The 11,347-nt window shown below is 49.3% G+C and carries 8 protein-coding genes; 7 read left to right on the top strand and 1 reads right to left on the bottom strand.

What is annotated here, in order from left to right; genetic code table 11:
• On the bottom strand, positions 1-2,190 hold the full coding sequence (locus tag TOL_RS06775) for an ABC transporter substrate-binding protein (RefSeq protein WP_231848013.1): 2,190 nt from the start codon (positions 2,188-2,190) through the stop codon (positions 1-3).
• 334 nt (positions 2,191-2,524) lie between these two features.
• Between TOL_RS06775 and TOL_RS06770 the strand changes: the two genes are divergently transcribed.
• From TOL_RS06770 to TOL_RS06740, 7 genes are all read left to right on the top strand, one after another.
• Positions 2,525-5,254 (top strand): cation-translocating P-type ATPase, encoded by a 2,730-nt coding sequence (locus TOL_RS06770; protein WP_015486562.1) that lies wholly within the window; start codon positions 2,525-2,527, stop codon positions 5,252-5,254.
• A 197-nt stretch (positions 5,255-5,451) separates the two neighbouring features.
• Positions 5,452-6,033 (top strand): electron transport complex subunit RsxA, encoded by a 582-nt coding sequence (rsxA, locus tag TOL_RS06765; RefSeq protein ID WP_041588778.1) that lies wholly within the window; start codon positions 5,452-5,454, stop codon positions 6,031-6,033.
• A gap of 20 nt (positions 6,034-6,053) precedes the next feature.
• The gene (gene rsxB / locus TOL_RS06760) at positions 6,054-6,662 is read left to right on the top strand and encodes an electron transport complex subunit RsxB (protein WP_015486560.1); all 609 of its coding nucleotides are present in this window, start codon (positions 6,054-6,056) and stop codon (positions 6,660-6,662) included.
• A complete protein-coding gene (rsxC, locus tag TOL_RS06755; protein WP_015486559.1) occupies positions 6,659-8,851 on the top strand; it encodes an electron transport complex subunit RsxC in 2,193 nt (730 codons plus the stop codon). The genes rsxB and rsxC overlap by 4 nt, the downstream gene beginning before the upstream one ends.
• Before the next feature lie 15 nt (positions 8,852-8,866).
• The gene (gene rsxD / locus TOL_RS06750; RefSeq protein ID WP_015486558.1) at positions 8,867-9,913 is read left to right on the top strand and encodes an electron transport complex subunit RsxD; all 1,047 of its coding nucleotides are present in this window, start codon (positions 8,867-8,869) and stop codon (positions 9,911-9,913) included.
• Between the two features lie 5 nt (positions 9,914-9,918).
• Positions 9,919-10,614: an electron transport complex subunit RsxG gene (gene rsxG, locus TOL_RS06745; protein ID WP_015486557.1), complete on the top strand. Its 696-nt coding sequence runs from the start codon at positions 9,919-9,921 to the stop codon at positions 10,612-10,614.
• Complete coding sequence (locus TOL_RS06740; protein WP_015486556.1) at positions 10,611-11,324, top strand: electron transport complex subunit E; 714 nt, start codon at positions 10,611-10,613, stop codon at positions 11,322-11,324. The genes rsxG and TOL_RS06740 overlap by 4 nt, the downstream gene beginning before the upstream one ends.
• Positions 11,325-11,347: the final 23 nt, after the last annotated feature.

Here is an 11,347-nt window from a genome sequence, read left to right as displayed (position 1 = left end):
TTAGTGCCCTCCTACATTGCTAGAAGAAGCGTCATCTGCAATACGGTGCTGCTGGCGACGTCGGTAGGCAATCCAGCCAGGAAAGGCAAAAATCGCTATTAGTAAAGCAACCAGCCATAGTGGCGCCAGTATCGGCTGATTCCATTCGTGCTGTTTTTCTCCACGAAGCTGCGGATCAATTTTCAAATACTTCAAAATAGACTTACTAATACCGTGAGGCTTACTGTTGCTCACCCATTGATTATTTAATACATATGAATGCGGATGCCATGCCGAAGCCCATGGAACATCGTGCTGCATAATACGGATCATGCGACGAATAATTTCCATACGCTCTGGCGAGTCTTCCATTAATTTCATTTTTTCAAACAGGCGATTGTATTCCGGGTTATCGTAGTTCGTTGAGTTCACACCCGAGCCTCCAGAAACCACTTGACCGTTAGCGCCGTACAGCAGGAATAAAAAGTTTTCGGCATCAGGGTAATCGGCCATCCAACCCCACTGAAACATCTGCGCATTGCCTGTTTGCATTTTTTCTTTAAAACGATTGTAGTCGGTGCCACGTATATTGAGTTGCACGCCGATTTTCTTAAACTGTTTTACCATCCAGTTTTGCATAGCACTTCCGCCAGAACCTCCGGTGGTATCTAAGTTTAAAACTAAAGGTTCGCCCGTTGTGGCGGAGCGTCCACCAGGGTAACCAGCTTCAGCTAATAAGCGTTTTGCTTCGTCTATTGATTTACGCTCGGCACTGCCATCGACCCAATCGTAAACATACGGGTTAATACCTTCTTCACCGGTTTGGTAACCAAAAATCCCCGGTGGAATTGGGCTCATGGCGTCTTCACCGCGACCATTCATAAAGATAGAAATCATTTCTTTCTGGTCGTATGCAATCGCAATAGCCTGACGTAACTTACGTGCTTTTTCGCGCTGCTGGGCATCGCCTACGTTACCAACAATAGGGTCCAGCATGTTGAAGGCGAAATAATAGGTGCCCGGAACAACCTCTAAATCTAAGGTCACACCACGCTCTTTCATATCATCGCTTAAACTAATACCTTGGCTGCCCACGCTAATTGCTTGGTCGAAGCTATCGCTAGCAATACCAGAACGGTCGTAATAGCCCTGCAAAAATTTGGTCCATAACGGAATGGCTTCTTTTTCTAGGCGGTATACGGCTTTATCTACAAACGGCAGTTTTGCACCGGCATCAGTTAATAGACCGGCGGCTTCGTCACTCGGCTCACCTTCCGCGGGATAGCGATCATCACGGTAGTTTGGATTGCGCTCTAAAATGATCACTTCGTTAGGATCATTGCGAGTCATCATGAATGGCCCAGTACCTACCGGATACCAGTTCAAAACAATATTGCGATCGGCTAAACCCGGCTGATGATAAAAACGATCAACCTCACGTGCCATAGGCGCAAAGAAATGAAACGCTAACCAATATTTAAACTGAGGATATTTACCATTTAAGCGCACGCGATAGTGGTAATCGTCGATCACTTCAACACCACTCATCGTCAGAGTATCTAAATCAAGCCAGTCATTGGGTTGTGTTAATGATTTTCTTGCTTCGGTGACTGCATCGCTAAATTCTGTCATCCCTACGATGTATTCGCTTAATAGACCACGAACTGGCGACAGCAATGTCGGATCGGCAAGACGCTTAATTTGATACACATAATCTGCGGCAACTAATTCGCGGCTGCCCTGTTCGGTAAAATCGTCAAAATGCTGATACGCCGCACTGGCTTCTGGAGACGCAAATAAGTAACTCGGTTCACCTGCGCTATTCAAAGCAAATGCCGGATGCGGCTGATATTGAATGCCGGGCTTTAATTCGAATAAGTATTCGCTGTAGGCCACATTTTCCGCGTCTGCACTCACTTGATTACCATCGGCATCAAGATAGCTAATATCCGGCATATGTGTAAGGGTATTAGGTTCTAGCTCGTAGGGGCGCTTTAAATAGTGGTACTGCAGAGGTGCATCGTAAATTTGGTCGATAAATCGGCCTTCGTCGGCACTGTACGAGCGAGCTGGATCGAGGTGTTTAGGACGTTCAGAAAAGCTGGAGTAAATGATGTTTTTGCCAAACTCATCGGCTAAATGGGGGTTATTCCAAGTTTCCTCGCTGCAACCCGCTAGCAATCCACTGCTCAATAACACAGTGATTGCCACACCGCATCCCGCTACTCCTCGACCACGAGGCCTAAACAACCGGCTAAGCGGTACTAAACAAAACGCTGAAATCATTTTTTGCTCTTAATACCAGTTCAAATGGCTGGCTTATGGTTATTATTCCCCGCCATCGCAACAACACTAAATGGCTTGTAACAGGTTAACGTTAGAGTGTGCCAAGATTTTTAGGCTTAGCAAGCCCTTGATGGCCATATACTCAGAAGCCACCAGCACCTCGACAAACGACAATAACAAATTCCGAACTTGCTACGCATCAATATCATCGGCTTACGAACCACATAAAATCCCAAGAGTGCATCACCAAGAGAATCTTATGACTACGCCAACTGAACTCGCCACAACGATTGCTGATGCGCCCTACGCTTGTGACAGTGAGGCGCTCATCGAACTGCTTGCTAGCACTAAGGTTGGATTAAGCAAAACCGAAGCCGCAGCACGGCTGGCACAATTCGGCCCCAACACCCTCCCCACGGCTAAGCCCGTACCCGCTTGGCGACGACTGCTAAAACAAACACAAAACATGATGATCTATGTGCTCGCTGGCAGCATGCTTATCAGCCTTGGGTTGCAGCATTTTATTGATGCCGGGGTGATCTTCGCAGTTATTGTTACCAATACCTTGGTAGGTTTCTTTCAAGAAGGCAAAGCCGAAAATGCCTTACGCGCCATTATGTCGATGACAAAAACTCAATGTTTAGTCATGCGCGACGGCGAACTACTCAGCCTCAATGGCGCACAACTTGTCCCCGGCGATGTTGTAATGCTTCAGGCGGGAGATAAGGTCCCTGCAGATTTGCGTATTATCAAAAGCAAAGACCTGTACTGTGATGAATCCTCCTTAACGGGGGAATCACTACCCGGCGCAAAATCAGTGGTCGCGGTTGCGGCAGATACGCCGCTCGCTGAGCGTTCATGTATGGCCTACATGGGTACGCTCGTAAGCCGTGGTAGCGCCCACGGTTTAGTATGTTTAACCGGAGCAAAAACAGAAATCGGTAAAGTCAGCACTATGGTCGACAAGATCACCACTGAACCGACGTTACTGCAAAATCAGATCGAGCAATTTGCCAAGCGCCTGACCATTGTCATTATCATTGCCGCGGTCATCACCATAGCGATTGGCATGGGTCTTTATCAGTACGATATTGGCACTATGTTTCAAGCGGCGATTGCCATTGCAGTAGCGGCAATTCCAGAAGGTCTTCCTGCCGTCGTTACCATTGTATTAGCCGTAGGCGTGCAACGCATGGCCAGCAAGAATGCCCTGATGCGACGCTTGCCATCGGTTGAGGTACTGGGTTCTGTTGATATTATTTGCACCGATAAAACAGGAACACTCACCGCAAACGCCATGACGGCTCGACGCATCGTCAGCGCGCACCATAACTTTCATATTCATGGTGAAGGTTACGATCCCGAGGGCGAAATTCACAGCAACGATACCGATACATCGGCGCAACATGGTGCGTTTTTGAATCAAGCCGCCATCGTTGCCTTACTGTGTAACGACTCCAGCATTCAACCGCCTAATCTCGATAACACAGATTGGAGTGTTAGTGGCGATCCAACGGAAGCAGCCTTGTTAGTCTTCGCGTTGAAACATGATTTAGTCAAAGAGCAGATCCAACGCGAATGGCCACGAGTCGATGAAATCCCGTTCTCCAGCGATGCACGCTACATGGCTACCCTGCACCACAATCACGATGGTCAGCGTCTTATTGCTGTTAAAGGTGCCCCAGATCGAATAATCGAGTTTTGTGATCAACAGTTTGGTCCTCAAGGTTCAGAGCCACTGGATAGCGAATATTGGCAAGCCCAAATGGACGACTTGGCATCACAAGGCATGCGCGTTTTGGCGTTGGCCTACCGTGACGACATTGATAGCCAGAGTTTAAATCATCAGCACGTTGAACAGCATTTAACCCTACTGGCCCTGATCGGGCTGAATGATCCGCCACGGGCAGGAGTAAGCGAGAGCATTCAGCAATGTTATAGCGCCGGCATTCAGATAAAAATGATAACGGGAGACAACCCGATCACAGCCCTCGCCATCGCTAAAGAGCTAGGCATGAATGCCGATGAGGTAATGACAGGAGCCGAGCTGGATCAACAATCCCCCGAGCAACTGGCCGACAGTGCCGAACGCTGCCACGTATTTGCCCGCACCAGCCCTGCCAATAAGCTCCAGCTAGTAAATGCCTTACGTGCTCGCAACCACACCGTTGCCATGACCGGCGACGGCGTCAACGATGCCCCCGCACTACGCCAAGCCGACATTGGTGTTGCCATGGGCAAAAAAGGCACGGATGCGGCACGCGATGCTGCCGATTTTGTCCTGACTGACGACAACTTCTCGACCATTACCCATGCCGTTGCCGAAGGCCGCAGTGTTTACGACAACATAGTCAAAGCCATCATATTTATTTTGCCCACCAGCTTAGCCGAATCCTTGGTTATTCTAGCGGCGATATTATTAGGGCAATTACTGCCCATCACCCCAGCGCAAGTGATTTGGGTAAACACCATTACCGCCATTACACTGGCACTCACATTAGCGTTTGAGCGCGCCGAAAACGACATCATGCTGCGGCCGCCGAGAAGCAGCCAGCAACCACTCATTACATTAGCCTTGCTTTGGCGCACCGCCTTTGTTGGTGTAGGTGCTGCGGCCATTATTTTTGCGTTGTTCCGTTATTATTTAGCCCAAGGGGCAAGCGTCGAAATGGCACGCACCGTCGCGGTAAACGCCTTGGTAATGATCGAAGCGTTATATTTACTCAACTGCCGATTTTTACGCCGAAGTATTTTCTCGCTGTCGTTATTCAAAGGCGCAATGCCCAGCCTGTTGGGCATTTTAGCGGTTGCCATATTGCAACTCGGTTTTAGCTACTGGTCGGTTTCACAATCCATATTTGATCTTGCCGATTTAGCGCTGCACGACTGGCTGATTATTACCTTAGCCGCTAGCCCTTTAATTTTGTTGGTTGAGCTAGAGAAAGTGGTACTGCAGCACTGGTATTCGGCGTCGCCATCACCCCAGTAAAACTAAGGCGATACCTCGATTTCATCGGGATATCGGCTATTGCGGTACGTTTTGACGTAACAGTTACTATGCTTATTCTAATTCGTGCTTAGAAACTCCAAAAACCGTGTTGTACGACATAAAGAAGTTTTGGGATAATGCGCGCCCAAATTCAATCTGGCGGGTTTGCCGTTGCAGACCAGCCTCCGGAGCCACTGATGACCGACTACCTGCTCATTCTGGTAAGTACCATCCTGGTAAACAACTTTGTACTGGTTCAGTTCTTAGGCTTGTGCCCTTTTATGGGGGTGTCGAACAAGCTAGAAACCGCCATTGGTATGGGTGCAGCAACGACCTTCGTACTCACGCTGGCATCGGTGTGTAGCTACTTGGTTTACACCTACCTATTACTACCGTTTGACCTCGCCTATTTAAAAACCATCAGCTTCATCATGGTGATTGCAGTGGTCGTAGGTTTCACTGAATTAGCCATTCGCAAAACCAGTCCTTTGCTCTATCGCGTACTGGGTATTTTCTTACCATTGATCACCACTAACTGTGCAGTTTTGGGTGTTGCCCTATTAAACATCAAACGCGACAACACCTTTGTTGAATCCATTCTGTACGGTTTTGGTGCTGCGGTTGGCTTCTCACTCGTTATGGTCTTGTTCGCTGCACTACGCGAGCGTCTTTCTGTGGCCGATGTACCAACGCCATTTAAAGGCAACGCGATTGCGATGGTCACAGCAGGATTAATGTCGTTGGCCTTTATGGGCTTCACCGGCTTAGTGAGCATTTAAGGGGGTATGTAAGCATTATTATGAGTACGACCTTAACCACAATCTTGATCGCTGTTGGCATGCTCGCTGTATTGGCCACCATTTTTGGTGCTGTACTGGGCTTTGCGGCGGTGCGCTTTAAAGTTGAAGGCAACCCTATTGTTGATCAGATCAACGGTCTGCTACCGCAAACGCAATGTGGCCAGTGCAGCTATCCCGGTTGCAAACCTTACGCAGAAGCCATTGTTGGCGGCGAAAAAATCAATAAATGCCCACCCGGTGGCGAAAGCACCATTCAAGCCTTAGCCGATCTTCTTGGTGTTGATCCAGAGCCACTTGACGCTGAACACGGTGCTGAAAAAGCGGTGCCGACTGTGGCCTACATCCGTGAAGACGAATGCATCGGCTGTACTAAATGTATTCAGGCTTGCCCTGTCGATGCCATTTTAGGCGCCGCCAAACAGATGCATACCGTGATTATTGACGAGTGCACTGGCTGCGATCTTTGTGTTGAACCCTGCCCAGTAGACTGTATTGATATGGTGCCTGTCAGCGTCGATAAATCCAGCTGGTATTGGCAAGCGCCCACCTCAGGCGTTGAGTTGATCGCCACCGACCGCCGTAAACTCGCTGTTGGAGAGCACGCATGACCCACCAGATTCGTATTTTTGATTTCGACGGTGGCATTCATCCAGCCGAGAACAAAGCGCAATCCACCCAGCGCCCTATTCGCTTGGCTCCCATTCCAAACGAATTGGTATTACCACTACATCAACATATTGGTGCAGCCGCTAAACCCATCGTTGCTGTGGGCGAAAAAGTATTAAAAGGCCAACTAATCGCCGAAGCGGCAGGTTTTGTAAGCGTACCGCTGCACGCACCAACTTCCGGCGAAGTTATTGCCATTGAGCCACGTTTAGTACCCCATGCATCAGGACTAAGCGAAGACTGTATTGTTATTCGCCCTGATGGTGCTGATCGCTGGATTGAACGCCAGGGATTACTTGAGCAACTGGGCGTCGACGACGTTACCGACATTCCGGCCGCACAACTGGTAAACCACATCCGTGATTGTGGAATTGCAGGTATGGGCGGCGCAGGCTTCCCTACGGCAGTGAAACTGAATATTGGCCAACGCAACATCGGCACTCTTATTCTCAACGGTGCCGAGTGCGAACCTTATATCACCGCGGATGACATGCTGATGCGCGAACGCGCTCATGAAGTCGTACGCGGCGCGCAAATTTTGCTGCACATATTAAATGCCAGCCAATGTTTGATTGGTGTAGAAGATAACAAACCCAACGCCATTGCCGCGCTGAATGCCGCCTTAGTGGATTTACACGAAGAACATCATATTGATGTCGTAGTGATTCCAACTAAGTATCCAAGCGGTGGCGAAAAGCAGTTAATCCAAATTTTAACGGGTGAAGAAGTCCCTGCGGGAGGCATCCCTGCCGACCTTGGCATCGTTTGCCAAAACGTCGGCACCGCTAGCGCCATTGCTCGCGCAGTGGATCATGGCGAACCCCTCATTAGCCGTATCGCCACCGTTACCGGCGATGCCGTTCATTCCGCTGGTAACTGGGAAGTATTAATTGGTACACCGGTTGGCGAATTACTTGAGCTTGCCGACTATACGGTACAAAAACGCGAACGCGTGATCATGGGTGGACCAATGATGGGCTTTGCTTTGCCTTCATTAGATATTCCAGTAGTGAAAACCACCAACTGCCTGCTCGCCCCAACCGAAAAAGAACTGCCCACTAACAAAGCATCCATGGCCTGTATTCGCTGCGGTATGTGTGCAGATGCATGCCCTGCCGACCTGTTACCACAACAGTTGTACTGGTTTAGTAAGGCTGAAGAATTCAACAAGGCTGAGCAACACAACTTGTTCGACTGTATCGAATGCGGCGCGTGCTCCTATGTTTGCCCAAGTGAAATTCCGCTGGTGCAATACTATCGCTACGCCAAAGGCGCCGTGCGTGAAGAACGTGCAGCCCAAGCAAAAGCCGATCAAGCGCGTGAGCGCTTTGAACATCGCTTAGCTCGCCAAGAGCGCGAACAAGCAGAGAAAGAAGCCAAGCGTAAAGCACGGGCCGAAAAAGCCGCACAAGCACAAAGTGCCAAAGCCGATGCACCAGCCGTTACTGACGGTGTAGTTCCTGCTCCGAGTGCTGATTTAGAAAAGCTACAAAAGCAATTTGATGCAAGCCAAGCTGCCATTGCCAAAACCAAAGAAAAATTAGAAGCCGCGAAAAGCGATCCAGAGCAAGCCGATAAAGTGGCCTTGTTTGAAGCGGCCTTGCTTAAAACCCAAGACAAAATGAAAGACCTTGCTAAGCAATTGGCTGTCGCGAAAAAAGCAGCGAAAGCAGCCCCTGCCGCCGATAGCGATGCCGACAAGGGTGATCCGAATAGCCCTGAGCGTTTAAAGAAAAAATGGGATATGGCGCAAACCCGCTTAGATACCGCTGAAAAACGTTTAGCCGAAGCACGCGAACAAGGTGCTGATACAGTCGCCGCCTTGGAAACCGGTGTCGAAAAACAAAGAGCGCGCGTCGACGAAGCAAAAGCTGCCTACGAAGCCGCGTTAGCTGCTCCAGCAGCCAGCACTGAAAGCCAAGCGAAGACGGCAACGGCGGTAGATGCCGACGCCCTCGCGAAGAAAATTCTGGCCCAGACTGATCGCCTAGAGAAAGCCAAAGAACGTTTGGCGATGGCTCAGCAAGAAGGCCTAGACACCGTCGATGCATTAACAATGGCGGTTAATAAACAGCAAGACAAATTGACCCAGCTGCAACAGCAAGCTGAGTCTGCCTCGGAGAACCCATAACATGACGAGCACATCATGGCCTTGTTAACGCTGTCGTCCCCACATACCCACGGGCCAAATCGCACTGGGCGTTTAATGCTAACCGTTGCCCTTGCCACGCTGCCTGCACTCGCCGTAATGACGGTATTTTTTGGTTACGGCACACTGATCAACGTTGTTCTTGCTAGCCTTGTCGCTGTCGCCAGCGAAGCATTAATGCTGACCTTGCGTAAGCGTCCGGTGATGTTCTTTTTACGCGATAACACGGCGCTAGTAACGGGTGTACTGCTCGGTTTGGCCCTGCCACCATTTGCACCTTGGTGGATTACCGTATTAGCCACCGCCTTCTGCATCATCTTTGCTAAGCACTTATACGGCGGTATGGGGAACAATCCTTTCAATCCTGCCATGATCGGATATGCCTTAGTGCTCGTGTCATTTCCGGTGCAAATGACGACTAACTGGGCGCTGTCATTTCAAATGTCGGGGCACGATGTACTGCCATTTTTCGATACGTTAAAAACCATCTTTACTCACAGTGGTCTAGTCGATGGCTATAGTGGTGCCACCCCGTTAGACGATTACAAACACCTTATTAGTACCGAAACCGCCAATAGCTTACTGCAAAAAGCGACCTTTAATGGTTGGTTAAACGGTGGTTGGGAATGGGTAAACCTCGCCTTTATGGCCGGTGGTTTGTTCCTCATGTTTAAACGAATTATTACTTGGCACATCCCAGTATCACTATTGATCGCTCTCTCAACCTGCTCTCTCGTATTTGGTTGGGACGCGGACATGTACACACCGCTGTCGTTACATCTGCTTAGCGGTGCCACTATGCTCGGAGCCTTCTTCATTGCCACCGATCCAGTATCCGCATCAACGACACCGCGCGGAAAACTCATTTACGGCGCAGGCATTGGTATCTTGTTGTACGTGATCCGTACTTGGGGAGCATACCCAGATGCAGTGGCTTTTGCCGTATTGCTGATGAACTTCGCGGCGCCATTTATTGATGCATACACCCAGCCGCGAACCTACGGCCATAAAAAAGCCCGCCGCGGCTTAACGGCTAAGGACTAATTCGTATGAAAGAACTCTTCGCCTCAATTCGAAAAAATGCGATTGGCCTTGGGTTATTTGCCATCGTCACTGCGGGGGCCATCGCCGTAGCTCAAGTATTCACGGCAGATCGTATTGATCATAACCGCCGCGCAGCAGAAGCCCGTGCGCTAAACGATATCGTTGCGGTCGGTAGCTATGACAACGATTTACTTAACGATGTGATATCGGTCGACTCACGTTTTAATCAGCAACTGTTGGGCCCGCTGCCTGAAGATGCGCAAATTCATTTAGCGCGGCAGCAAGGTGAAGTGAAAACCGTTATTCTGCCAGTGATCGCGCCTGATGGTTATACCACCGAAATCGGTATTATCGTTGGTGTTAATCGCGACGGTACTATTGCTGGTGTACGTGTTGTTTCCCATCGCGAGACGCCCGGTTTAGGCGATAAAGTTGATATTCGTAAATCAAAATGGGTATTAGATTTCAATGGCAAATCACTGCTTAATCCTAAAGCAGATAGTTGGGCGGTGAAGAAAGATGGCGGTGAATTCGATCAATTTACTGGTGCCACTATTACCCCTCGTGCCGTTGTACGTGCCGTGAAGAAAGCATTGCTGTTTTTCAACATGCATAAAGAGCTGCTGTTAACCTCGCGCTTAGTAGAACCGACCAGCGCTGCTTCAACCTCCTTGAACAATAAAGAGAGAGATGCCAAATGAGCGAAAAATCGTTAAGCGATATTAGCCTCGACGGCCTATGGAACAACAACCCTGCTCTCGTTCAACTACTGGGTCTCTGCCCTTTGCTTGCGGTTACGGGCTCGGTGGTCAATGCGCTAGGGCTAGGCTTAGCCACTATGATGGTATTGGTAGGGTCAAACTTCTCTGTTTCGTTGATTCGTAATCACGTATCCGATGCTGTGCGTTTACCGGCATTCGTGATGATTATTGCGTCGTTCGTCACCGTTGCGGAATTGGTGATGCAAGCTTTCACCTACGAGCTGTATGAAGTACTGGGGATTTTTATTCCACTGATCGTTACTAACTGCGCCATCTTAGGACGAGCCGATGCCTTTGCCTGTAAAAACCCCATTTTACCCTCGGTCGTTGATGGTTTTATGATGGCCATGGGCTTCACGGTTGTTTTAGTCATATTAGGAGCAATGCGCGAAATCATCGGTCAAGGCGTCGTATTCAGCAATATGGATCTATTGTTCGGCCCAAGCGCTGCACATTGGAAGATTGAACTGATCTCTGGTTATCCCGACTTCCTTTTTGCGATATTGCCACCAGGCGCATTCGTTGCGATGGGCTTATTAATTGCCGGTAAGAACATCATTGATGCGCGAATCAAGCGCCGCGCAGAAGCCCAAAAAGTACCTGTGCAAGCGGGTGCAAAACGTGCTCGTGTGACTGGAAAAATCAGCTAAACCCGCAAAAAAAATCGCTCGTC

The organism is Thalassolituus oleivorans MIL-1, assembly GCF_000355675.1.
Taxonomy (GTDB): domain Bacteria; phylum Pseudomonadota; class Gammaproteobacteria; order Pseudomonadales; family Oceanobacteraceae; genus Thalassolituus; species Thalassolituus oleivorans.
Note: the sequence above shows the minus strand (reverse complement) of the source record. Positions and strands in the feature narration are given on the sequence as shown.

Bases quoted from the DNA above. Each gene is read 5' to 3' on its own strand.
- TOL_RS06770 (WP_015486562.1), top strand. From the start codon at position 2,525: ATGACTACGCCAACTGAACTCGCCACAACGATTGCTGATGCGCCCTAC.
- rsxA (WP_041588778.1), top strand. From the start codon at position 5,452: ATGACCGACTACCTGCTCATTCTGGTAAGTACCATCCTGGTAAACAAC.
- rsxB (WP_015486560.1), top strand. From the start codon at position 6,054: ATGAGTACGACCTTAACCACAATCTTGATCGCTGTTGGCATGCTCGCT.
- rsxC (WP_015486559.1), top strand. From the start codon at position 6,659: ATGACCCACCAGATTCGTATTTTTGATTTCGACGGTGGCATTCATCCA.
- rsxD (WP_015486558.1), top strand. From the start codon at position 8,867: ATGGCCTTGTTAACGCTGTCGTCCCCACATACCCACGGGCCAAATCGC.
- rsxG (WP_015486557.1), top strand. From the start codon at position 9,919: ATGAAAGAACTCTTCGCCTCAATTCGAAAAAATGCGATTGGCCTTGGG.
- TOL_RS06740 (WP_015486556.1), top strand. From the start codon at position 10,611: ATGAGCGAAAAATCGTTAAGCGATATTAGCCTCGACGGCCTATGGAAC.